General features: G+C 74.6%; 23 protein-coding genes. 16 read left to right on the top strand and 7 right to left on the bottom strand.

Features of this window, described 5'->3' with window-relative positions:
• Window positions 1-15: 15 nt before the first annotated feature.
• Both ACWH4W_RS20995 and ACWH4W_RS20990 read right to left on the bottom strand, forming a co-directional pair.
• A complete protein-coding gene (locus ACWH4W_RS20995; RefSeq protein ID WP_473077249.1) occupies window positions 16-363 on the bottom strand; it encodes a nuclear transport factor 2-like protein in 348 nt (115 codons plus the stop codon).
• Window positions 364-401: 38 nt separating this feature from the next.
• Window positions 402-1,175: an SDR family oxidoreductase gene (locus tag ACWH4W_RS20990; protein ID WP_473077248.1), complete on the bottom strand. Its 774-nt coding sequence runs from the start codon at window positions 1,173-1,175 to the stop codon at window positions 402-404.
• 201 nt (window positions 1,176-1,376) lie between these two features.
• Between ACWH4W_RS20990 and ACWH4W_RS20985 the strand changes: the two genes are divergently transcribed.
• Window positions 1,377-2,144: a DUF4328 domain-containing protein gene (locus tag ACWH4W_RS20985; protein WP_473077247.1), complete on the top strand. Its 768-nt coding sequence runs from the start codon at window positions 1,377-1,379 to the stop codon at window positions 2,142-2,144.
• Between the two features lie 73 nt (window positions 2,145-2,217).
• On the opposite strand, the gene ACWH4W_RS20980 is transcribed toward ACWH4W_RS20985, so the two are convergent.
• Window positions 2,218-2,598 (bottom strand): transglycosylase family protein, encoded by a 381-nt coding sequence (locus ACWH4W_RS20980; RefSeq protein WP_473077246.1) that lies wholly within the window; start codon window positions 2,596-2,598, stop codon window positions 2,218-2,220.
• Window positions 2,599-2,741: 143 nt separating this feature from the next.
• On the opposite strand from ACWH4W_RS20980, the gene ACWH4W_RS20975 reads away from it, so the two are divergent.
• A complete protein-coding gene (locus ACWH4W_RS20975; RefSeq protein ID WP_473077245.1) occupies window positions 2,742-2,897 on the top strand; it encodes a hypothetical protein in 156 nt (51 codons plus the stop codon).
• Between the two features lie 33 nt (window positions 2,898-2,930).
• Here ACWH4W_RS20975 and ACWH4W_RS20970 read toward each other — a convergent pair whose 3' ends face one another.
• From ACWH4W_RS20970 to ACWH4W_RS20960, 3 genes are all read right to left on the bottom strand, one after another.
• Complete coding sequence (locus ACWH4W_RS20970) at window positions 2,931-3,149, bottom strand: SRPBCC family protein (RefSeq protein WP_473077244.1); 219 nt, start codon at window positions 3,147-3,149, stop codon at window positions 2,931-2,933.
• 134 nt (window positions 3,150-3,283) lie between these two features.
• Window positions 3,284-3,634 carry a DUF1330 domain-containing protein gene (locus ACWH4W_RS20965; RefSeq protein ID WP_473077243.1) on the bottom strand — a complete coding sequence of 117 codons (351 nt, stop codon included), beginning with the start codon at window positions 3,632-3,634 and terminating at the stop codon, window positions 3,284-3,286.
• A gap of 979 nt (window positions 3,635-4,613) precedes the next feature.
• Window positions 4,614-4,772 (bottom strand): hypothetical protein, encoded by a 159-nt coding sequence (locus ACWH4W_RS20960; RefSeq protein WP_473077242.1) that lies wholly within the window; start codon window positions 4,770-4,772, stop codon window positions 4,614-4,616.
• Window position 4,773: 1 nt separating this feature from the next.
• On the opposite strand from ACWH4W_RS20960, the gene ACWH4W_RS20955 reads away from it, so the two are divergent.
• The 5 genes from ACWH4W_RS20955 to ACWH4W_RS20935 all read left to right on the top strand — a co-directional run bounded on the left by ACWH4W_RS20955 (window position 4,774) and on the right by ACWH4W_RS20935 (window position 11,346).
• The gene (locus ACWH4W_RS20955; RefSeq protein ID WP_473077241.1) at window positions 4,774-4,959 is read left to right on the top strand and encodes a hypothetical protein; all 186 of its coding nucleotides are present in this window, start codon (window positions 4,774-4,776) and stop codon (window positions 4,957-4,959) included.
• Between the two features lie 63 nt (window positions 4,960-5,022).
• Complete coding sequence (locus ACWH4W_RS20950) at window positions 5,023-7,116, top strand: DUF4139 domain-containing protein (RefSeq protein WP_473077240.1); 2,094 nt, start codon at window positions 5,023-5,025, stop codon at window positions 7,114-7,116.
• A 7-nt stretch (window positions 7,117-7,123) separates the two neighbouring features.
• Window positions 7,124-8,692, top strand: a complete 1,569-nt coding sequence (locus ACWH4W_RS20945) for a DUF4139 domain-containing protein (RefSeq protein ID WP_473077239.1) — start codon at window positions 7,124-7,126, stop codon at window positions 8,690-8,692.
• Between the two features lie 176 nt (window positions 8,693-8,868).
• Window positions 8,869-9,783, top strand: coding sequence for an AurF N-oxygenase family protein (locus tag ACWH4W_RS20940; protein WP_473077238.1), 915 nt, complete (start codon window positions 8,869-8,871; stop codon window positions 9,781-9,783).
• Between the two features lie 45 nt (window positions 9,784-9,828).
• A complete protein-coding gene (locus ACWH4W_RS20935; RefSeq protein ID WP_473077237.1) occupies window positions 9,829-11,346 on the top strand; it encodes an FAD-dependent oxidoreductase in 1,518 nt (505 codons plus the stop codon).
• A gap of 140 nt (window positions 11,347-11,486) precedes the next feature.
• On the opposite strand, the gene ACWH4W_RS20930 is transcribed toward ACWH4W_RS20935, so the two are convergent.
• On the bottom strand, window positions 11,487-11,933 hold the full coding sequence (locus ACWH4W_RS20930) for a ribosomal maturation YjgA family protein (protein ID WP_473077236.1): 447 nt from the start codon (window positions 11,931-11,933) through the stop codon (window positions 11,487-11,489).
• A 169-nt stretch (window positions 11,934-12,102) separates the two neighbouring features.
• Here ACWH4W_RS20930 and ACWH4W_RS20925 point away from each other — a divergent pair, with 169 nt between their 5' ends.
• From ACWH4W_RS20925 to ACWH4W_RS20885, 9 genes are all read left to right on the top strand, one after another.
• On the top strand, window positions 12,103-12,525 hold the full coding sequence (locus ACWH4W_RS20925) for a DoxX family protein (RefSeq protein WP_473077235.1): 423 nt from the start codon (window positions 12,103-12,105) through the stop codon (window positions 12,523-12,525).
• Window positions 12,526-12,624: 99 nt separating this feature from the next.
• On the top strand, window positions 12,625-12,927 hold the full coding sequence (locus ACWH4W_RS20920; RefSeq protein WP_106416103.1) for an ArsR/SmtB family transcription factor: 303 nt from the start codon (window positions 12,625-12,627) through the stop codon (window positions 12,925-12,927).
• On the top strand, window positions 12,924-13,316 hold the full coding sequence (locus tag ACWH4W_RS20915) for a VOC family protein (RefSeq protein WP_473077234.1): 393 nt from the start codon (window positions 12,924-12,926) through the stop codon (window positions 13,314-13,316). The genes ACWH4W_RS20920 and ACWH4W_RS20915 overlap by 4 nt, the downstream gene beginning before the upstream one ends.
• A gap of 104 nt (window positions 13,317-13,420) precedes the next feature.
• Complete coding sequence (locus ACWH4W_RS20910) at window positions 13,421-14,422, top strand: TIGR01777 family oxidoreductase (RefSeq protein ID WP_473077233.1); 1,002 nt, start codon at window positions 13,421-13,423, stop codon at window positions 14,420-14,422.
• Between the two features lie 272 nt (window positions 14,423-14,694).
• Window positions 14,695-15,717, top strand: a complete 1,023-nt coding sequence (locus ACWH4W_RS20905; RefSeq protein WP_473077232.1) for a LacI family DNA-binding transcriptional regulator — start codon at window positions 14,695-14,697, stop codon at window positions 15,715-15,717.
• Between the two features lie 265 nt (window positions 15,718-15,982).
• The gene (locus ACWH4W_RS20900; protein WP_473077231.1) at window positions 15,983-17,107 is read left to right on the top strand and encodes a glycoside hydrolase family 12 protein; all 1,125 of its coding nucleotides are present in this window, start codon (window positions 15,983-15,985) and stop codon (window positions 17,105-17,107) included.
• A gap of 316 nt (window positions 17,108-17,423) precedes the next feature.
• Window positions 17,424-18,503 (top strand): lytic polysaccharide monooxygenase, encoded by a 1,080-nt coding sequence (locus tag ACWH4W_RS20895; RefSeq protein ID WP_473077230.1) that lies wholly within the window; start codon window positions 17,424-17,426, stop codon window positions 18,501-18,503.
• Window positions 18,504-18,687: 184 nt separating this feature from the next.
• Window positions 18,688-19,164, top strand: coding sequence for a winged helix-turn-helix transcriptional regulator (locus ACWH4W_RS20890; protein WP_473077229.1), 477 nt, complete (start codon window positions 18,688-18,690; stop codon window positions 19,162-19,164).
• Between the two features lie 380 nt (window positions 19,165-19,544).
• Entirely contained in the window at window positions 19,545-21,461 is a 1,917-nt protein-coding gene (locus ACWH4W_RS20885) for an AMP-dependent synthetase/ligase (protein ID WP_473077228.1), read from the top strand.
• Window positions 21,462-21,476 lie beyond the last annotated feature (15 nt).

Below are 21,476 nucleotides of genomic sequence, written 5' to 3'. Positions count from 1 at the left end.
GGTGGCGGTGCGTGGTCAGGGGGTGATCTCCAGCCGGGTGATCCTTCCCCGCGCGTCACGTTCGAACGCGAAGCGGAGCGTCACCGGGCTGCCGGGGAAGTCCCCCGACACCTCGGCGACAGCGCGGCAGGCGGCCGCCGTGCCGGTGACCTCCCGTACGTCGTACTCCACGGGCGGGACCTGGTCCCGCCAGCGGCGCACCTCCGTGAGTCCCCGGTGGGTGCGGCCTTCGTCGCGTACGACGGCATTGTCGTCGAAGAGCGCGAGGTACCGCGCGCGGCCGGCGGCCGCGGCCGCGGCGACGTACTCCTCGACGAAGGACCGGGCCTCGCCGGTGGTCCCGCTCCGCGGGGTGCTGCGCATGGTTCCCTCCTCCGTGCCGGCGGCCGTTCGTGTCCGGCTCATACGGTGCGGACGGTGCCGCCGTCGACGGTGTACTCGGCACCGGCGACCGCGGCGGCGCGGGGTGAGGCGAGGAAGGCGATCACCTCGGCGACCTCCTCCGGCTCGGCGGGCCGGCCGAGGGGGATGCCGCCGAGAACGCTCATCAGGTCGTCGAGGGCGGCCTCGCGGGTGATGCCGCCCTCCCTCATCCGGCGGGCGAGCAGCTGCTCGGCGCCGTCGGTGCGGATGAAGCCGGGTGCGACAGAGTTGACCCGTACGCCCGCCGGGGCCACCTCGTTGGCGAGTCCCTTGCTGTAGGTGGTCAGGGCGCCCTTGGCGGCGGCGTAGGCCAGGGTCGAGTCGTGCAGCGGCATCCGGCGCTGGATGGAGGTGACGTGGACGACGGCGCCCGAGCCGCGGGCCACCATGCCGGGGAGCAGGGCCCGGTCGAGGCGGACGGCGGACAGGAGGTTGAGTTCCAGTTCGCGCTCCCACAGCGTGTCGTCGAGAGCCGCGAAGCCCCCGGCCGGGGAGCCGGAGCCGCCCACGATGTGCACGAGGACGTCGGGGACGCCGACATGTCCGGCGACGGCCGCGGCGGACGCGGCCACACCCTCGGCGGTGCCCAGGTCGCCCTGGACGAAGAGGGCGTCGCCCGCCTCCGGCTTCGTACGGGCGATGGTGACGACCTGGGCTCCCGCCTGCCGGAGCCGTTGTGCCGTCGCCAGTCCGGCGCCCTTGCTGCCGCCGGCGACCACGGCGACGCGTCCTTCGAGTTCGGTGTCGTTCATGTCCGCCACCGTGGGGCCTCCCCCGGGGGGAGACTCAAGCGCGCTTCGACGGCGGCCTCGTGCCGTCGCGCGCAATAGTCATGGACACGCTGCACCGGCGATGGGGTAGGGTCCGGAAGCCGATCACTCGTTTGTGATCATCTCGCGGCGTTCCCGGGGAGGGCGCGCCGCAACTCCACCGCACTTCCCAGGGGGGCCTTCATGGCTTTTTCACCCGTGCCCGTGAAACCGATGTCCGGGCCCGGACCGGTGCTGCGCTCACCGCTGGGTCTCGCGCACGCCGTGACCGCGCTGCTGGCCGTCGTGATCGTCGCCGACGTGATGCACTTCGGGGCGGCGGCGTACATGCGGTCGGTGATGGGTGAGGTGACCTCCGGCGGCGCGGGCGACGTCGACATGGGCGCGGTCGACCGGGCGGACACGGCGGTCGCCTCGTCCAGCCTGCTGTACCTGATCGGCGTGGTCGGGACGGCGACGCTGTTCATCATCTGGTTCCACCGGGTGCGTCACAACGCGGAGGTGTTCGCGCCGGACACGCAGCGCCGCACGCCGGGCTGGGCGATCGGCGGCTGGTTCATCCCGTTGGCCAACCTGTGGATCCCGCGCGGCATCGCCCGGGACGTCCTGCGGGCCAGCCAGCCCGACCCCTACGCGTCCGAGCTGCGGCACCACCGCCTGCTCAACGCCTGGTGGGGCATGTGGATCGCGTCGAGCCTCTTCGACCGGCTCGCCTCGGAGAAGTACGACGCGGCCGAGGACCCGCAGGCGGTCCTCGACGCCGCGGGGTGGCTGATGGCCGGGTCGGTCCTCGACCTCGTCTCCGCGGTGCTGGCCCTGCTGTTCGTCCGCAGGCTGACGGCCGCTCAGAACGCCAAGGCGATGGCGGGATCCGCGTTCCCGCCCGCGCCGCAGCACCCGGCCGCCGGAGGCCCGGTCCCCGCCGCCGGGGGCCCGGTCCCGGGCGCGTGAGGGCCGGCATCGGGCTCATGGCGCGCCGCGTACGTCCGACGCGCGGCGCGGGTGTCCGACGCGCGGCGCGGGTCTAACGCCCCGCGTGTGCGCACGCCCACGCGGACATGCCCTGGATCCGCGCGAGGCGTTCGGCCACCGCGATCTGCTCCTTGCGGGTGGCGAGGTCGGCACGCGGGGCGTACGTGAGTCCGCCGGCCGCGACCCAGCTCGACTGCGAGAACTGCAGTCCGCCGTAGTGGCCGTTGCCCGTGTTGGCCTTCCAGTCGCCGCCCGACTCGCACTGGGCGATGGCGTCCCAGTCGGTTCCGGGGCGGGCGGAGGAGGAGGCGGCGGCCTCGGTCGTGGTCGTGCCGAGGGCCGTCGCGGCGGCCAGGACCATCAGAGCGGCCCGGACACGCATTCCGGACGCACGGCGCTCGGTGACCTGAGGGGCGGTTCGTCTCGATGTCATGGGCCCACTGTTATGCCACCCGGAGCCGTGACGGCATGCCGGCCGCCGGCTCGCTACGCCGGCCGGGGGACGCGGTGGCCGCACCCGGGTGAGCGCGGAAGGGACCAGCCTGCCTGTCATTGCCTTGACCGGAAGGTGAGCTCGTGGACGCGGCACAAGGCGGCATGACACGGGCCGGCGGCGCACAGGTGCCGCGCGGACGGACGCGCTGGGGCGTGGTGACGGCGATCCTGGGCCTTCCGGCGCCGGCCCTGGGCGTCCTCCTGCTGATGACGGCGGTCTGGGTGCTGGTCCCCTGACCCCCGGCAGGATGCGGCGGTCCGGCTGCCCGGTCAGGCCGAGGCCTCGGCGGCTTCCTCGATACGGCGGCCGAACGCGGGGACGCCCCGGCGCGCTGCTCCCGCCGCCGGCGGGAGCAGCGTCTTGCCGACGCCGTGTCCTTCGAGCACGTCGGACAGGCGCACCCTGGTGCCGCCCTCCGACGTGGGTCCGAGGCCGTACCCGCCTTCCTGCGCGGTGACGGAGTGGTGCGACACCTCGTGCCGGCGCACGCGCGTGGTGCGGCCGGCTCACTGATCCGGAAGTCGTGCCGGGAGCGCGTCCCGGCGTCCTTCACCGTGCTGTGGACCGCCGCGCCCCGGTTCGGCAGGCGTGCGGTCGTCGTGAACCCGCAGGTGCGCCAGGGTCAGTCGGTGGCGGCGAGTTCCTCCCGTATGGCCGCCGCCGTGACAGCCGGGTCGTAACCGTCCGGGACGCCGTCGATCAGGATGATGTCGCCCTCGATGTGCCGGGAGCGCAGCGGTGCGATCTCCCGGTAGGCGGGCGAGTCCCACCAGTCCCGCGCCTCGGTGATCCCGGGGAAGGCGATCACCACCACGTGTCCGGGCCAGGCGCCCTCCTTCACCTCGTGCCCGGTGGCGTGCACCAGGAAGCGGCCGCCGTACGGCTCCAGCGTGGCGGGGATGCGCTCCATGTACTCCGCGATGTCGGGGTGCGGTGCGGCCGGCCGCAGGTGGGCGATGGCGTAGGCGGTCATGGTGTCCTCCACGGTGCGTCGGTCGGTCGTGGTACGCGGTGATCGTGGCACCGGGCCGGGGGCGGGGTCGATGACCTCGGAGGTAAGGGAGCGGGGTACGCGTGCCGGCCGTGCGGGGACGGCCGGTCGGCGGTGTCCGTCACCCGTACGAGCGCACCGGGCGGACGGGCGGGGCGGCAGCGGGGGCATGCGACAGGCGGCTCGTCGGGGTGCGTAGGACAGTGGGGACCATGAACCGTCACCGTCGCCCGCCCCGGCGTGCCCCGTGGATCGCCGGCGGCGCCGCCGCCCTGGTCCTGGGCGGCGTCGGCGTGTGGGTGTGGGTGGCGCAGGACGACGGCACCCCGAGCCCGCGGCCGTCCGCCTCGACCGATCTGGCCCTCCCGACGCTGGACCCGCTGCCGACGCCGACCTCCGAGACCTCCCCGCCGTCCACGGCGGAGGCGACTCCGACGGGCACGGGGGCGCCCGTTCCGACGGCGTCCCGTCCCGGCGGGGCGGCCGAGCCGAGCGGAGGACCGGGGACGCGGCCGTCGCCTCCGGGGCAGGGGCGGACGCAGCCGACGGGCGTGCCGGACCAGGGGACCGGGACCGGACCGGCCGTGCCGGACGGCGGTGCGAGCACCCGGCCGGAGCCTCCGCGGGGGCAGGACACCTCCGAGGCCGCGCCGCCCAGCCGGGGGCCGGGGCTCGTGCCTCCGCCACCCGCCTCCACGGGCGGGGCGGGAACGGGCACCGGCACGCCGGAGGCACCCCGGGCCCCGGTACGGTCCGCGGCGCCCGAGGCCCCGCGCCGGTCGGCGGCTCCCGAACCGGCCGCGCCCTCCACGCCTCCGGGAGCGACCCCCGGAACAGCGGTCCCCGGGACCACGACGACGCCACCCGGACCGCGCATCCCTCCGCCGCCGGGTTCCGAGACCCGTGTTCCTCCTGCGCCGCCGGGGACTGAGACGCGTGTCCCCCAGCCGTCCGGCACTGCTCACCCGTCGGCCTCCTCCGCACCGGAGCGGCCGGCCGGGAGGGCCACACCCGAGCCCGCGTCGACGGGGGCGACCGCGAAGCCGACCGCCGGGCCCGCCCCCACCACCACCGAGCCGAAGCCTCCGGCCACCCCGAAGCCGACCGGTGCCCCCGCCACCGTGACGACCACCTGGTACACCTCCCGCGCCGCGACCGACGCCGCCCGGCGCATGGCCGCCGCGGGCACGGTCGGGGACCCCGCCTGCGCCATGGCGGCCGTGGGCCGGCCCGACCCCGCCCTGGTGCCGCACGAGAGCCGGATCGGGATCGGTCACCACGGCACGTACTGGTGCCTTGTCCGGTGACACGGCCCGGGCCGTCACCGCGTAGGCTGCCCTCGGTACGCACACGGCTGCGCGGGGGAGCACATGACGGCTGGGACGGCACCGAGGTGGGAGTCGGCACTCGAAGCGGTGACGGTGTACGCACAGGGCGCGCTGTGCCGCCGCGTTGCCCGGGGCGCGGTCCCGGCGGGCGGACAGGTACGGGTGACGGGACTGCCGCGCTCACTCGACCCCCACTCGCTGCGCGCCCGCGTCCTCGGTGCGCCGGGGGTGCGCGTCACCGAGGCGCGGGCGGAGATCGACGCCGAGCCCGTGGACGCGGACGCGGAGGACGAGGCGCGGCGTGAGGTGGACCGGCTGCGTGAGGCGTACGACGTCGCGCGGGCCCGGCGCGACCGGCAGCTGACGAGGATCGAGGAGGTCGGCGGGCTGCGTCCGGTGCCGCCCGGCCGCAAGCGGGACGACCCGCACCGCCGCACCCCGGTGGACGCCTGGCTGGAGCTGGCCGACTTCGTCGACGAGCGCCTGACGGTCCTGCACGGCCGGCTCCGTGAGCTGGAGGACGAACTCCGCCGTGTCGAGCACGAGATGGAGCTCGCCCACGACCGGATCGAGCGCGCGAGCACCGACGCGCCGGCGTCCGGGGTGGCCGCTTCGTACACGGCGGTGCTGACTTTGCAGGACCCGGGTGAGACGCAGACCGAGGTCGAAATCGAGATCGAGTACGGGGTGCCCGGCGCCGTGTGGGCGCCGGCGTACCGGCTGACCCACCGTCAGGGTGAGGACAGCGGACGGCTGGTGCTGCGTGCCTCGGTCGCCCAGCGGTCCGGTGAGGACTGGACGGGCGTGCGGATCGCCTTCGCCACCGCCGATCTGCGCCGCCGTACCGGTCTGCCGCGGCTGCGGTCGGTGCGTATCGGCCGCAGCCAGCCCGCGCCCGCCCCGTCCGGGTGGCGCGAGCCCCCGGCGGGGCTGACCGACCTGTTCGCCGGGTACGACGCGGCGGGCCCCCGGCCGGAACCGGATGTGTTCGCAGCAGCGGTGGCGGGCGGCGCCGTCGGAGCCGCCCACGGTGCTCCGCCCACTCCCCCGCCTCCGCCTGCGCCCTCCGCCCTGCCCGCCCCCGGCGCCGCCTACGGCGCGGCGCCCCAGGGCTTCGGCGGCCCGGCCGCGCCGGGTTCCGCGCCCGTCCCGGACCGGCCGCGGCCCCGGGCCCGTCCCGGTTCCGGCGCCCGCGCGGCCGCCGTGTCCCGCGCGGCCGCCGTGTCCCGCGCGGGCGGAGAGGTCCGTGCGGCCGTACCGGAGGCCGCGGGTGCGGTCCCCTTCGCGCCCGAGCCGGGGCCGCCCCGGCCGGACGACGCCGAACTCGACTACGCGGCACTGGTGTTGAGCGGGCCGGATGAGCCGCGGGACCGCCGGGGCCTGCTCTTCCCCGGCTCGGACTTCGACGCGGTGACCGCCGAGTACCGGCGGCGCGCCGAGAAGCCGGCCACGCTGCCGCTGCCCGGGCACGCCGTACGGCCCCGCGAGTCGGCGGGCTCCTTCGACCACCGTTACGACGCCGCGGCGCCCGCCGACATCCCGTCGGACGGCACCTGGCACACCGTCACCGTCGGCGAGATCCCGGTGGGTCTGCGCACCGAGTACGTCTGCGTGCCGGCGGTGGAGCAGACCGTGTACGCGACGCTGGTGCTGTCCAACGCCACGGACCAGGCGCTGCTGGCCGGCCCGGTGGAGGTGAGCGTCGACGGGGAGTACCAGTCGACCGCCGCACTGCCCACCCTCGCTCCGGGCGGTGCGCGCCGGCTGGGGCTGGGTCCGGCGGAGGCCATCGGCGTGACCCGGCGGACGCACCTCACCGAGTCGACCGCGGGCCTGCGCAACAACGTCACCGTGCTCGACCACCGCGTCCACGTGGAGCTGGCCAACCGGCTCCCGGCACCGGTCCGCGTGGAGGTGCGCGAGCGCGTGCCGGTCACCTCCGAGGCGGACGTGCGGATCGAGGAACGGGCCGACTGGACCGTGCCCGAGGACACCGCGGACCGGGAGCGGCACGCCCCGGGCACCCGGATCTGGCGGGTCGACCTGCCGGCCGGCGGCACCACCGTCCTCGACGGCGGCTACGAGATCAGGATCCCGGCCGGCAAGGCCCTGACCGGCGGCAACCGCAGGAGCTGACACAGAGATGACCACGTCATCGGAGCCGATCGCCCTGATCCCCCTCCCCGTCACCGCCGTCACCTGCACCGAGGACCGCGCGCACGTCGAGCGCACCGCGACGCTCGGGCTGCGTAGCGGCACGCAGCGGTTGAGGCTGGGACCGGTGAGCGCCCTGGCCGTCGACCGGACCCTGCACGCCGAGCTGACCGCCGGTTTCCCGGCGACCGTGCTGGACGTGCGGATCGTGCGCGCGTGGACGCCGCGCGGGCCGGAGCCCGCCGACGACGACTCGCCGCTGCGCCGCCGCGTGGCCTCGCTGGAGGAGGAGCGGCTGGTGCTGGAGCAGCGGCGGGACCGGCTGGAGGCGCGCGGGGACGCGCTCGGCCGGCTCGCCGCCGATCTGCTGCGGGAGATCGGCGAGGGCGCCGGGGCCGGCGAGGCCGAACGGGACCGCTGGGCCCGCGAGCTGGACCGGGTGGACGAGGAGCGCGAGCAGCAGGCCGAGCGGCTGCGCGCGGCGGAGGCGCGGTTGTCGGCCCTCTCCGACGACCTGCGCGAGGCCGAACAGGCTCTCGCCGAGGCCGAGACGGAGCCCGCCGAACTGGCCGGGCACGTCGAGCTGACCGTGGAGGCGTCCGGTGCGGGACCGGCGGAGCTGCGGCTGAGCCATCTCACCCCGTGCGCACTGTGGCGGCCTGCCTACCGGGCCACGCTGGACGGGGAGACGCTCACCCTGGAGACGGAGGCGATGGTCTGGCAGCGCACCGGCGAGGACTGGTCCGGCGTACGGCTGACCCTGTCCACGGCGCGCTCCTCGGCGGCCACGGAGCCGCCGGTGCTGGGTGAGGACCGGCTGACGCTGCAGGACCGCTCCCCCGAGGAGCGCCGCACCGTCCGCGTGGACCTGCGGGAGGAGGACGTCGCGGACCTGGGCCCGGCCCCCGTGCTCGGGCTGCCGGGTGTGGACGACGGCGGCGAGGTGCGCGTCCTGCACGCCCCCGGCCCGGTATCCGTGCCGGCCGACGGGCGCGCCCACCGGGTGCCGGTGTCGTCCTTCACCACGGCCGCGCGCAGCGAGTACGCCTGCGCCCCGGAGCTCTCCCCGCTGGTCACGCAGGTGGTGCGGTGTGACAACCGGTCCGGGCACGCGCTGCTGGCCGGGCCGGTGGACCTGATCCGCGGCAGCGGGTTCGTCGGGCGCGGCACGCTGGACTTCACCGCTCCGGGAGCCGCGGTCGAGCTGGCCTTCGGCAGCCGGGACGACCACCGTGTCGTACGGGAGACGGAGGAGACCCGGGACACCACGGGGCTCACCCAGCGGACCGTGCTCACCCGGACCGTGCGGTTGCGTCTGTCCCGGTTCTCCGCGCCGGACGAGCGGGAGGACCGGGTGGTCGTCGTCCGGGAGCGCGTCCCGGTCTCCGAGGTCTCGGCGGTGGAGGTGCGTGTCCGGCGGGACGACTGCTCGCCCGCTCCGGACTCGGTGGACCCGGACGGCATCGCCCGCTGGGAGGTGCGGCTCCCTCCGGGCGGGCACCGCACGCTCACCCTCGTCTACGAGGTCTCGGCGAGCGGCAAGGTCACCGGTCTCTGACCGGACGCCTGCTCCGTCCCACTCCGGCCCGCACGGCGTACGCGCCGTGCGGGCCTTCACACGAGCTTGACAGGTACAGGACTGGGAACCCGAAAGTTCTTGCTATACAGTTCGTCAGCAAGCGGGTGGGTTACCCGCGGTAATGGCGTACGGACTCGACTCGAGGAGGCCCCGGCATGGCCCTGACCACCTCCCGGGCACAGCACCCGGACCGGCCCTCGGACGACGGCGTGGCCCGCCGGCTGCTCGACTCGTCCGCGCAGCTCTCCTACGACCCGCTCACCGAGGTCGACTGGGACACCCCGCTGGACAAGGAATTCCACGGCGCCAGCCCGGAGTGGAGCACGCTCTACGGCACGGCGTACTGGAACGAGATGAGCGATGCCCAGCGCAAGGAGCTGACGCGGCAGGAGGCGGCGTCCGTCGCCTGCACCGGCATATGGTTCGAGATGATCCTCCAGCAGATGATCCTGCGGGACATCTACTCCAAGGACCCCACGGACGACACGTTCCAGTGGGCACTCACCGAGATAGCCGACGAGTGCCGGCACTCGATCATGTTCGCCCGTGGCGCGAAGAAGCTCGGGGCCCCGGCCTACCGCCCGGGCCGGGTCGCGGTCGAGCTGGGCCGGCTGTTCAAGACCACCGCCTTCGGCGAGGCCGCCTACGCGGCGATCCTGGTCGCCGAGGAGGTCCTCGACGTCATGCAGCGCGACTGGATGCGCGACGAGCGGGTCGTCCCGTTCGTCCGCACCATCAACAACATCCATGTCGTCGAGGAGTCGCGGCACATGATGTTCGCGCGCGAGGAAACCCGCAAGCACCTCGCCCGTGCGGGGCGCGTGCGCCGCCGCGTCCACGCCGTGATGATCGCGATCGCCGCGTACGTCATCGTCACCAGCATGGTGAACCGGAAGGTGTACGCCAACGCCGGCCTGGACGAGAAGCGCGCGCTGCGCGAGGCCCGCGCCAACGAGCACCACAAGTCCATGGTGCGGGCGAGCTGTTCGGGCCTGATGGAGTTCCTGTCCTCGTGCGGGCTGCTCACCCGGCCCGCGCTCTTCTTCTACCGGCGCGCCCACCTCATCTGACCACGTACAGCCTGCCCCACCGGGCCCTCAGCGGAGCGGACGACCATGGCCTTCGCGATCACCCAGACCTGCTGCAACGACGCCACGTGCGTGTCCGTCTGCCCGGTCAACTGCATCCACCCGACGCCGGAGGAACGCGCCTTCGGCAGCACGGAGATGCTGCACATCGACCCGAAGAGCTGCATCGACTGCGGCGCCTGCGCGGACGCCTGCCCGGTGGACGCCGTCTTCCCGGTCGACCGGCTGACCGGGGCGCAGCGGGAGTACGCCCGTATCAACGCGGCCTACTTCGAGACCGGGGAGCACCGGCCGGAGCGGGCCGGCCGGGGGCCCGTGCTCCACGCGTGGGGCGCGCCGTCGTTCGACCGGGTGCTGCCGCCGGACTTCGGGCCGCTGCGGGTCGCGGTCGTGGGCACCGGCCCGGCCGGGATGTACGCGGCGCGGGACCTGCTGCTGCACACCCCCGCCGAGGTGACGCTGATCGACCGGCTGCCGGTCGCCGGCGGCCTGGTGCGGTACGGGGTCGCGCCCGACCACCCGTCCACCAAGAAGGTCGGCGAGAGCTTCGCCCGCTTCCTCGCCCACCCGCGGGTGCGGCTGTGCCTGGGCCTGGAGGTGGGCGAGGGTGTGACGGCGGACGAACTGGCCGCCCATCACGACGCGGTGATCTACGCCGTCGGCGCGCCGGAGTCCCGGCGGCTCGGCGTCCCGGGCGAGGACCGGCCGGGCAGTGTCGCCGCCACCGAGTTCGTCGCCTGGTGCAACGGGCACCCCGACGTCGCCCCGGACGCCTTCGGCCTGTCGGCCGGACGGGCCGTCGTGGTGGGCAACGGCAACGTCGCGCTGGACGCCGCACGCCTGCTGGTGTCCGACCCGGCGGCGCTCGAGGGGACCGCGACCGCCCCGCACGCGCTGGCGGAGCTGCGGCGCAGCAAGGTGCGCGAGGTGGTGGTGCTGGGCCGGCGCGGCCCCGAGCACGCGGCCTGTACGCGCACCGAGCTGAACGCCCTCAAGCACCTGACCGGCGTCGAGCTGCTCGTCGACGACCACGACCCCGCCGTGGGTGCGGCGATCGACGCGGCGGCGCCGCACGACAAGGCCGCGGTGCTGAAGGACGTACGGCGGGAGGCCGTCGACTGGTCGCTGCCGCCGGCGGCGGACGGCCCGCGGCGCATCGTGTTCCGCTTCCTGTCCGCGCCCGTCGAGGTGTGCGGGAAGGAGTCCGTCCGCGCCGTGCGGGTCGCCGGCGCCGCGGGGGAGACGGAGATCCCGGCCGGCCTGGTCCTCCGCGCGGTCGGCCACCGCGGGACGCCTCTCGCCGGCCTCCCGTTCGACGAGTCCACGGGCACCGTGCCGCACGACCGGGGCAGGGTGACCGGCCGGCCGGGCGCCTACGTCGTCGGCTGGATCAAGCGAGGCGCCTCCGGCGGCATCGGCGCCAACCGCGTCTGCGCGACCGAGACGGTGGGCTCCCTGCTCGCCGACGCGGTGGCGGGCGAGCTGCCCACGCCGACGGGCAGCGCACGGGCGTTCCGCCGACTGGCACGGCGCAACGGGCGCTGACGCGGCCTCCGGGCGGTGCGGGCGCGACGCCGTACCGGTGGCTGCGCCGCACGCCGGTGCCCGCGCCGCCCGAGCCGCTGCGGTTCACCGCCGCTCCGGCGACGGCCGGCGGCGAGCGGCCTCCCGCCGAGCGTACGGGGTCAGGCCGGCGGACGGCGGCGGGCGACCGCGCGGAGGACGAGCCAGCCGGCACACGCGCCGACGGCGTACCAGAACAGGTCCGGTGCGTTGAAGGTGGAGCCGAGGACCAGGCGGGCGGCGGTGCTGCGGGCGGACAGCGCGGCGGGCAGTCCGGTGAGCTGGAGCAGCTCCACCGCCCAGCTCACCGCGAGCGCGACACCCGCCGCCCGTACGGGGGTCGAACGCGGGGCGAGCAGGACGACGAGGGCGAGGATCAGCAGCGTGTACAGCGCGTCCCCGCCGTACTTGGCGACGTCACCCGTCGCCACGGCCCGCAGGCCCAGTCCCGCGCCGACGGTCAGCAGTGCCGCCGCTGCCGCCAGGAGCCGCGTCCGGCCCGTCGCGCCCGGAGCGGGCGGCCCGCTCCCGCCTGCGGGGCGGGCCGTTCGGACAGCTCTGTCGCTCATGAGGGGCGAGTCTGCCAGCCCGCGCCCGAGGGACCGTCGCCGACCTGTGTCCTACGGGGGCCGAAGCGGCTGAACGGCGGGCCCGGCGCGCACGTTGATGGAGGGCGGGCGGCCTCCGCGCCACTCCTTTCCCTGCCCTGCGCACCGGCCAACCGCAAGGAGTTCCACCATGGGCACCACCGACCGGCTCGACCGTCACCAGCCGCTGGTCCTGGGTCTGTTCCGCATCGTCATCGGGCTGCTGTTCACCAGCGAGGGCGCGGCCGCCCTCTTCGGCGTCCTGGACCGGGAGGCCGTCCCCGCGGGCGACTGGCCGTTCTGGTACGCGGGGGTGATCGAGCTGGTCTGCGGCGCGCTCGTCCTGCTCGGGGTCCTCACCCGGGCCGCCGCGTTCCTCGGCTCGGGCGCCATGGCCTTCGCCTACTTCACCGAGCACCAGCCGGACGGTCTGTTCCCCCTGCAGAACGGCGGCCTGTCACCGGCGCTGTTCTGCTGGGGCTTCCTGCTGCTGGTGTTCTCCGGACCCGGCTCCCTGTCCCTGCCGGGCCTCGTCCGCCGTGACGCCTCGTCCGGGGACCGGGGCCGCGGATAGCCCCACGGACCGCCACCACAGCCCCGCCACCGCAGCCGCCCCGCCGAGGGGGCGGCCCTCGCCTTGATAGGCAAGTGGACACTTGCCTATAGTGGAGAGGTGGCCGACGACCTCTTCAAAGCCCTGGCGGACGGCACCCGCCGCACGATCCTCGACGAGCTCACGGAGAAGTCCGGGCAGACCCTGTTCGAGATCTGCGCGCGCCTGAGCATGAAGCACGGGCTCGGCATCTCACGTCAGGCGGTGTCCCAGCACCTGGCCGTCCTGGAGGCCGCCGGGCTCGTCGAGACCCGGCGGGAGGGCCGGTACAAGTTCCACGAGCTGAACGTCGCGCCGCTGCGGCACATCACCGAGCGCTGGCTCGACCCCAGCACCCCCGCACCGGAGAAGGACCCCTCATGAAGATCCACCTGACCAGCGTCCTCGTCGACGACCAGGCACGGGCCCTGCACTTCTACACCGACGTCCTCGGCTTCGTGAAGAAGCACGACGTGCCCGTGGGCGAGAGCGACCGGTGGCTCACCGTCGTCTCGCCCGAGGACCCGGAGGGCACCGAACTGCTCCTGGAGCCGGCCGGCCACCCCGCGGCCAAGGCCTACCGGGACGCCCTCGCGGCGGACGGCATCCCCCTCGCCCAGTTCGCCGTGGACGACGTGCGGGCGGAGTACGAGCGGCTGCGGGAGCACGGCGTCCGCTTCACCCAGGAGCCCCTGGAAATGGGACCCGTCACCACCGCCGTCTTCGACGACACCTGCGGCAACCTCATCCAGATCGCCACCCGGGCGGCGTAGCCCCACCCCTCTTCGACCCCCGCCCACCGCACCGCGACCCGCTGTTGAACATGTTCAAAAAGGCGGGTTAGGGTGGGGGCACTCGAAGAGGCCGGAGGGGTCCGATGAAGATCGTTCTGCCCGGGGGGACCGGACAGGTGGGCACGGTCCTGGACCGTGCGCTGAGCGCGGCCGGGCACGAGGTCGTCGTGCTGACCAGGCAGCCGAGGCGCCCCCAGGACGTCGCCTGGGACGGAGCGACCCTGGGCCCGTGGGCCGGTGCGGTCGACGGCTCGGACGTCGTGATCAACCTCGCGGGCCGCAGCGTCTCCTGCCGCTACACCCCGGAGAACCTGCGCGCCATGATGGACTCCCGCGTGGACTCGACGCGGGTCGTGGGCGAGGCGATCGCGGCGGCCCGCCGGCCACCGAAGGTCTGGCTCCAGATGAGCACCGCGACCATCTACGCGCACCGCTTCGACGCGGCGAACGACGAGGCGACGGGCGTCATCGGCGGCACGGAGAGCGGCGTGCCGGACTACTGGGCGTACAGCGTGGAGATCGCCAGGAACTGGGAACGGACGCAGGCCGAGGCGCCGACGCCGGACACCCGGAAGGCGGCCCTGCGGGCGGCGATGGTGATGAGCCCGGACCGGGGCGGGGTGTTCGACGTGCTGCTGCGGCTGGCCCAGCTGGGACTGGGCGGCCCGGTCGCGGGCGGCGCGCAGTACGTGTCGTGGATCCACGACGAGGACTTCGTGCGCGCGGTGGAGTTCCTGATCGCGCGGGAGGACATGGAGGGCCCGGTGAACCTCGCGGCGCCCGACCCGCTCCCCCAGCGGGACTTCATGCGGGTGCTGCGGGCCGCCCGGGGCCTGCCGGTGGGGCTGCCGGCCACCCGCTGGATGGCCGGACTGGGAGCCTTCGCGCTGCGCTCGGACACGGAGCTGCTGCTCAAGAGCCGGCGGGTGGTGCCGGGCCGGCTGCGGGAGGCCGGGTTCGAGTTCACCCGGCCCGGGTGGGAAGGGGCGGCGGCGGACCTGGTGCGGCGGGCGCGGGCCGCGCGCGGGGGCGGCGGGCCGCGGGCCCGTGCCGCGCGGGCGCGGGGCGGCACGGCGCCGGGCTGAGAACGGGCCCCGTGGGGCGAGTTCGGTCCGTCGCCGGGTGCGGGCGGGCGAGGGCCGGTCACGCGGTTCCCCGCGCCCCTTGGTGCCCGCCGGTCGGCCGTCCGTCGGACCGGACCCCCGCCGTTCGGTCCGCACGACGGCGCAAGGCCCACGGGCACGCCGTGCTCGGCCGGCGAGGGGTGCGAACCACCCCACACGGCGGGCGGGTTGCGGGAACGGTCGATACGGGCATGACTGGGGCCGTAGGATCAAGTGAGCTCGTGGGGGTGGTCATGCTCAGGCGGCGTCCGGGCACACCGACGCTCGAGGAGGTGGCCGCGCTCGCCGGTGTCGGGCGGGGCACCGTCTCCCGCGTCGTCAACAACGCGGCGGGAGTGAAGGACACGACCCGCCGTGCCGTGCAGCGCGCCATCGCGGAACTGGGGTACGTCCCCAATCTGGCGGCCCGTACGCTGGCGGGACGGCGTGCCGACGCGGTCGCGCTGGTCATGACGGAGCCGGACTGGCGGCAGTTCGGCGAGCCGTTCTTCTCCGAGATCGTGCGGTCCGTCGGAGACGCCCTGACCGAGACCGAGGTGCAGCTGCTGCTCACCCTGGTGCGCACGGACGCCGAGCGGCAGCGGCTCGTGGAGTACGCGCGCGGCGGCCGGGTGGACGGCGTGATGCTGATGTCCGTGCACGCCGCGGACCCGCTGCCCGACATGCTGGCCCAGGTGGGCCTGCCCACCGTGCTGCTGGGGCGGCGTTCCGGCGACGAGAGCGTGACCTACGTCGACGCGGACAACGTCGGCGGGGCGCGCGCCGCCGTGTCGCATCTGCTGGACACCGGGCGCCGCGCGATCGCGACCATCACCGGGCCGCCCGACATGTACGTGGCCCGGTGCCGGCTGCGCGGCTACCGGGAGGCGCTGGAGCGGGCGGGCGTCGAGGGCAGGGAGTCCTGGGTCGCCGAGGGCGACTTCTCCGCGGACAGCGGGCACCGCGCGATGGCCGGACTGATCGAGCGGGCGCCGGAGATCGACGGGGTGTTCGCCGCGTCGGACACCATGGCGGCGGGCGCGCTGGGAGCGCTCCGCGCGGCGGGCCGGCGGGTGCCGGACGACGTGGCGGTGATCGGATTCGACGACTTCCCGCTCGCCCAGCACACCGATCCGCAGTTGACGACGGTCCGTCAGCCGCTGGAGGAGATCGGGCGCACGATGGTGCGGCTGCTCCTGGAGGAGCTGGAGGAGCCGTCGGCGGCCTGGCGGCACGTCATCCACCGCACGGAACTGGTGCTGCGCGGCTCCGCCTGACCGGTCCGGAATCCGGGCCCGCCGTGTGCGGACCGGTGCGCGTCGAATGTTTCGGGAGCGCTCCCGCCGTCCGGGGAGCGCGTGGATCATTCCTCTGACCTGCGGCTTCGAAAGACATTCGACGGGTTGCCGCGCATAGGGTTGTCAGGGACATGGGTGCCTTCTACAGTCCCTTTCCGGAACACCATTGGGAGCGCTCCCATCCATGGGGAGGCGGGAGCGCTCCCGCCGGTATCCCGCACCCTCCTCCCGAGAGGTCCCCCACATGCCACGGTTACGGCACCACCCCCGCACCCCGCGCGCCGCCCTGGCGGCGCTCCTCACCGCCCTGGCCGCCCTGGCGGCGCTGCTGACCGCGACCGCGCCGGCCCAGGCCGACACCGAGATCTGCGAACAGTACGGGTCGACGGTCGTCCAGGGACGCTACGTCGTCCAGAACAACCGCTGGGGCACCACCGCCCCCCAGTGCGTCACCGCCACCGACTCCGGCTTCCGGGTCAGCCGGGCCGACGGTTCGGTGCCGACCAACGGCGCGCCGAAGTCGTACCCGTCGCTCTTCAACGGCTGCCACTACACGAACTGTTCGCCGGGCACCGCTCTCCCCGCGCGCATCAGCGGGATCTCCTCCGCGCCCAGCAGCATCTCGTACAGCTACGTCGACAACGCCGTGTACAACGCCTCGTACGACATCTGGCTGGACCCGACGCCCCGGACCGACGGGGTGAACCGGACCGAGATCATGATCTGGTTCAACCGGGTGGGTCCGATCCAGCCGATCGGCTCGCGGGTCGGCACGGCCACCGTGGCCGGGCGCACCTGGGAGGTGTGGTCCGGCGGCAACGGCACCAACGACGTGCTGTCGTTCGTCGCGCCGTCGGCGATCAGCAGCTGGAGCTTCGACGTGATGGACTTCGTCCGGGAGACCGTCGCGCGCGGCATGGCGGGCGACGACTGGTACCTGACGAGCGTCCAGGCCGGTTTCGAGCCGTGGCAGAACGGCGCGGGCCTCGCGGTGAACTCGTTCTCGTCGTCCGTCCACACGGGCGGCGGTGGGAACGACCCGGGCGCCCCGGCGGCCTGCACGGTGTCGTACGCGACGAACGTCTGGCCGGGCGGCTTCACCGCGAACGTCACCGTCACCAACAACGGGCCGGCCCCCGTGGACGGCTGGCGGCTCGCCTTCACCCTGCCCTCCGGCCAGAGCGTCGTGCACGCCTGGAACGCGTCCGTCACCCCCTCCTCGGGCGCGGTCACGGCCACCGCGCCGGCCGACCGGGCCCGGATCGCCGCCGGAGGAAGCCAGAGCTTCGGCTTCCAGGGCACCTACAGCGGCGGCTTCGCGCAGCCGGACGCCTTCCGGCTGAACGGCACCGTCTGCCGCACCGCGTGAGGGCCGCGGCGGGCCGCACCCCGCCGTGACCCCGCGCTCCGGGGCCTGCTCTTCCCTCCCTGCGCCGACGGGGCGGGCCCCGCGGGCCTCCCCCGACGGGGCGGCCCGCGAGCCGCACGCCGCCCCGGCCCGACCGCGCCGCGGACGGCCGCACCGGCGACGGGTGCCGACGCACCCGACGCCGACCGGTCCCGTCCGCCGCGGGACGGTCCCCTGATCCCCCCGCCCGTCCGGCTGGCGCCCTCCCCGGCCGGGCGGGGGCTCCACCCCCTCTCGCACCGCCCATGAGCAACTCAGCATCGGGACAGGAGACTCCATGGCTCTGAGAAGCAGACTGGTCTCTCTGGCAGCGGTACTGGCGACCCTCCTCGGAGGGCTCGGTCTCAGTTTCCTCTGGCAGAAGGACGCGCAGGCGCACGGCGTGGCGATGATGCCCGGCTCGCGCACCTATCTGTGCCAGTTGGACGCCATCACCGGCACCGGCGCACTCGACCCGACCAACCCCGCCTGCAGGGCCGCGCTGAACCAGAGCGGCGCCACGGCCCTCTACAACTGGTTCGCCGTCCTCGACTCCCAGGCCGGCGGGCGGGGCCCGGGCTATGTCCCGGACGGCACGCTGTGCAGCGCGGGCGACCGCTCGCCCTACGACTTCTCCGCCTACAACGCGGCCCGCGCCGACTGGCCGCGCACGCACCTGACGTCCGGCGCGACGATCAAGGTGCAGTACAGCAACTGGGCCGCGCACCCGGGCGACTTCCGGGTGTACATCACCAAGCCCGGCTGGTCGCCCACCTCCCAGCTGAAGTGGAACGACCTGGAGCTGATCCAGACCGTCACCGACCCGCCCCAGCAGGGATCCGCGGGCGCCAACGGGGGCCACTACTACTGGAACCTGAAGCTGCCCTCCGGCCGCTCCGGTGACGCGCTGATCTTCATGCAGTGGGTGCGGTCGGACAGCCAGGAGAACTTCTTCTCCTGCTCCGACGTGGTCTTCGACGGCGGCAACGGCGAGGTGACCGGCATCCGCGGCTCGGGCGGCGACCCGGGCACGGACCCGACCCCCGACCCGAGCGACCCGCCGCACACCGGTGAGTGCATGGCCGTCTACAGCGTGACGAACTCCTGGAACGGCGGATTCCAGGGCTCCGTCGAGGTGATGAACCACGGCACGTCCCCGCTCAACGGCTGGGCCGTGCGGTGGAAGCCCGGGCAGGGCACCACGATCGGCAGTGCCTGGAACGGCACCCTCAGCACCGGGTCCGACGGCACGGTGACGGTGCGGAACGCCGCCCACAACAGAGTGATCAATCCCGACGGGAGCGCGACGTTCGGCTTCACGGCCACGTCGACCGGCAACAACTTCCCGGTGGGCACGATCGGTTGCGTCAATCCGTAGCGACCCCGTTCCTCACGGGTGAGGAACGGGTGACCGGTCCCGGTCCGGTGCGCCGTCCGCCCCTCTCCACGGAGGGGCGGACGGCGCATCGCCGCTCCCGGACTCACTCCGCCGGCGCCGGTCCCCCCGGGAGAGACGCGGACTCCCTGAGTAGCTCCTTGCAACTCACCAGTACACTGGCCGCATGGCCAAGACGCTCGACAAGGACGCGACCTGCTCCATCGCGCGGAGCCTGCAGGTGCTCGGGGACACCTGGACGCTGCTGATCGTGCGCGAGGCGATGCTGGCGGGCTCGACGCGCTTCCAGGAGTTCCGGGAGGCGCTGGGCATCGCGCCGAACATCCTGACCAAGCGCCTGGCGTTCCTGGTCGACGAAGGACTGATGGAGCGGCGCGGTTACCGGGAGCCCGGCGAGCGGGCCCGCGAGGAGTACGTGCTGACGGAGGCCGGGCACGGCCTGACCACGGTGATCGCGGCGCTGGCGTCCTGGGGACGGGCCCACCGCCCGCACCCGGAGGGGACGTCGCCCGAGTTCACCCTGCCGGACTCGGGCACCACGGCCCGGCTGGCCTTCGTCACCGCCGACGGGGAGCGGGTGCGGCCGGAGCGGCTCACGGCGCACCGCCGGCCCGACGCGGCGCTGGACGCCGAGGCGGGGTGACCGGCGCGGCCGGCGCGGGCGGACCCGTACGGGGGGACCGGCGGCCTGGAGGCCGACCGGCGCGGCGGGCACGGCCCCGGCTGACGGTCACCGCGACCGCCGCCCGCTTCACCGACGCGCCGCGCTCCGCTCCCCCGGCCGCCGGTACGGTGCGCTGCCCGGCGCGCCCGGCCTCGGGGAACCGCCCGAGCGCGCCGGAGCGCCGGCCGCCGGTACCGAAGGCGCCGGCGTGCGGGAGCCGACGGAGGCGGCCCGCGGGGCGGACCGGCCGGACCGATCGCCCCCGGACCGTTGACTCGTCCTTACGCACGGGTAAGTTGACTCCCCAGTAAGTAAGTACGGAGAGCCAGCACGACAGTCAGCCGCGACCGGGAGCCGTCATGGGCGTACGCAAGGATCTGAAACGGGCGAGACGACGGGCCGATCTGGCGGGCCGCAGCCGGGTGGAGACCGTGAAGGACCAGCGCGGGGTCGTCCGCGAGGTCCGCGCGGAGGTCCTGGCCGCGCCTCCCGCCGCGGGCACCCCCGCCGACGTCCCGTTCACCAACGCGGACGAGGCGCCCGACGCGGTGGTGCTGCGCCGCGAGGAGCGGGGGGTGTGGCGGCCGGTCACGGCGGCGGCCTTCGCCGGGGAGGTCACCGCCGTGGCCAAGGGCCTGATCGCCACCGGCCTGGAGCCGGGCGACCGGGTCGCCGTGATGTCCCGCACCCGCTACGAGTGGACGCTCCTGGACTTCGCGATCTGGGCGGCCGGCGGGCAGACCGTGCCGGTGTACCCCACCTCCTCGGCGGACCAGGTGGGGTGGATCGTCGGGGACTCCGGCGCCCGGCACGTCGTCACCGAGACCCCGGGCAACACCGCCGCGGTCCGCGCCGGCACCGCCGCCCTCCCCGCGCCGCCGCAGGTGTGGGAGCTGGACGCGGGCGCCGTGGACGACCTCGTCGCACGCGGCCGGGACGTCCCGGACGAGGAGGTCACCAAGCGGCGCACCGCCCTCACCGCCGACACGGTGGCGACCGTCTGCTACACCTCCGGCACCACCGGACGCCCCAAGGGCTGCGTGCTCACCCACGGCAACCTGTACGCCGAGTCCGCGAACACGGTCGAGCTGCTGCACCCCGTCTTCAAGGCGGTCACCGGCCAGGTCGCCTCGACGCTGCTGTTCCTGCCGCTCGCTCACATCCTGGGCCGCACCCTGCAGATCTCCTGCCTGATGGCCCGCATCGAGACCGGGCACTGCCCGAGCATCAAGCCGGACGAACTGCGGCCCGCGCTCAAGGCGTTCCGCCCCACGTTCGTGGTGGGCGTGCCCTACCTCTTCGAGAAGATCCACGACACCGGACGGGCCACGGCCGAGAAGATCGGCCGCGGCGCCTCCTTCGAGCGCGCCCACCGCGTCGCCGTCCGCTTCGCGCGGGCGCACCTCGACCGCTTCCTGGGCCGCGGCAAGGGCCCCGGCCTCCGCCTGTACGCCGCGTGGGCGCTGTACGACCTGCTGGTCTACCGCAGGGTCCGCAAGGAGCTCGGCGGGCGTCTGCGCTACGCCATCAGCGGCGGCTCCCCGCTGGAGAAGGACCTCAACCTGTTCTTCTACGCGGCCGGCGTCATGATCTACGAGGGCTACGGCCTGACCGAGACCACCGCCGCCGCCACCGTCGTCCCGCCGCTGGGCCCGCGCCCCGGCACGGTCGGCCGGCCGGTCCCCGGCACCGCGGTGCGCATCGCCGACGACGGCGAGGTGCTCGTCAAGGGCGGCATCGTCTTCACGTCGTACTGGAACAACCCGGAGGCCACCGAGGAGGCGCTGCGCGACGGCTGGTTCGCCACCGGGGACCTCGGCTCCCTCGACCAGGACGGCTATCTGACCATCACCGGCCGCAAGAAGGACATCATCGTCACCTCCGGCGGCAAGAACGTCTCCCCCGCCGTCCTGGAGGACCGGCTGCGCAGCCGCCCGCCGGTCGGGCAGTGTCTCGTCGTCGGCGACAACCGGCCCTTCGTGGCCGCGCTGATCACCCTGGACCCGGAGACGGTCGCCCACTGGCTGTCGGTGCGCGGGATGCCCGCCGACACCCCGATGGCCGAGGTGATCCGCGACCCGCGCATGCGCGCCGACGTGCAGAAGGCGGTGGACTACGCCAACGAGGCCGTCTCCCGCGCCGAGTCCATCCGCGCGTTCACCCTCGTCGAGGGCGAGTTCACCGAGGAGAACGGCCTGCTCACCCCGTCGCTGAAGGTCAAGCGGCAGGAGGCGCAGGAGGCGTACGCGAAGGAGATCGCCGCGCTGTACGCCTGAGCCGGGCCGTCCGTG

The sequence above is a fragment of the Streptomyces sp. DSM 120436 genome (assembly GCF_055778765.1).
This window is presented reverse-complemented; position numbering and strand designations above follow the sequence as displayed.

Coding starts and splice junctions, on each gene's coding strand:
- ACWH4W_RS20965 (WP_473077243.1), bottom strand. CDS start 3,634: ATGACCGCCTACGCCATCGCCCACCTGCGGCCGGCCGCACCGCACCCC.
- ACWH4W_RS20910 (WP_473077233.1), top strand. CDS start 13,421: ATGAAGATCGTTCTGCCCGGGGGGACCGGACAGGTGGGCACGGTCCTG.
- ACWH4W_RS20930 (WP_473077236.1), bottom strand. CDS start 11,933: ATGAGCGACAGAGCTGTCCGAACGGCCCGCCCCGCAGGCGGGAGCGGG.
- ACWH4W_RS20935 (WP_473077237.1), top strand. CDS start 9,829: ATGGCCTTCGCGATCACCCAGACCTGCTGCAACGACGCCACGTGCGTG.
- ACWH4W_RS20980 (WP_473077246.1), bottom strand. CDS start 2,598: ATGACATCGAGACGAACCGCCCCTCAGGTCACCGAGCGCCGTGCGTCC.
- ACWH4W_RS20900 (WP_473077231.1), top strand. CDS start 15,983: ATGCCACGGTTACGGCACCACCCCCGCACCCCGCGCGCCGCCCTGGCG.
- ACWH4W_RS20990 (WP_473077248.1), bottom strand. CDS start 1,175: ATGAACGACACCGAACTCGAAGGACGCGTCGCCGTGGTCGCCGGCGGC.
- ACWH4W_RS20985 (WP_473077247.1), top strand. CDS start 1,377: ATGGCTTTTTCACCCGTGCCCGTGAAACCGATGTCCGGGCCCGGACCG.
- ACWH4W_RS20925 (WP_473077235.1), top strand. CDS start 12,103: ATGGGCACCACCGACCGGCTCGACCGTCACCAGCCGCTGGTCCTGGGT.
- ACWH4W_RS20895 (WP_473077230.1), top strand. CDS start 17,424: ATGGCTCTGAGAAGCAGACTGGTCTCTCTGGCAGCGGTACTGGCGACC.
- ACWH4W_RS20890 (WP_473077229.1), top strand. CDS start 18,688: ATGGCCAAGACGCTCGACAAGGACGCGACCTGCTCCATCGCGCGGAGC.
- ACWH4W_RS20885 (WP_473077228.1), top strand. CDS start 19,545: ATGGGCGTACGCAAGGATCTGAAACGGGCGAGACGACGGGCCGATCTG.
- ACWH4W_RS20915 (WP_473077234.1), top strand. CDS start 12,924: ATGAAGATCCACCTGACCAGCGTCCTCGTCGACGACCAGGCACGGGCC.
- ACWH4W_RS20950 (WP_473077240.1), top strand. CDS start 5,023: ATGACGGCTGGGACGGCACCGAGGTGGGAGTCGGCACTCGAAGCGGTG.
- ACWH4W_RS20945 (WP_473077239.1), top strand. CDS start 7,124: ATGACCACGTCATCGGAGCCGATCGCCCTGATCCCCCTCCCCGTCACC.
- ACWH4W_RS20995 (WP_473077249.1), bottom strand. CDS start 363: ATGCGCAGCACCCCGCGGAGCGGGACCACCGGCGAGGCCCGGTCCTTC.
- ACWH4W_RS20905 (WP_473077232.1), top strand. CDS start 14,695: ATGCTCAGGCGGCGTCCGGGCACACCGACGCTCGAGGAGGTGGCCGCG.
- ACWH4W_RS20940 (WP_473077238.1), top strand. CDS start 8,869: ATGGCCCTGACCACCTCCCGGGCACAGCACCCGGACCGGCCCTCGGAC.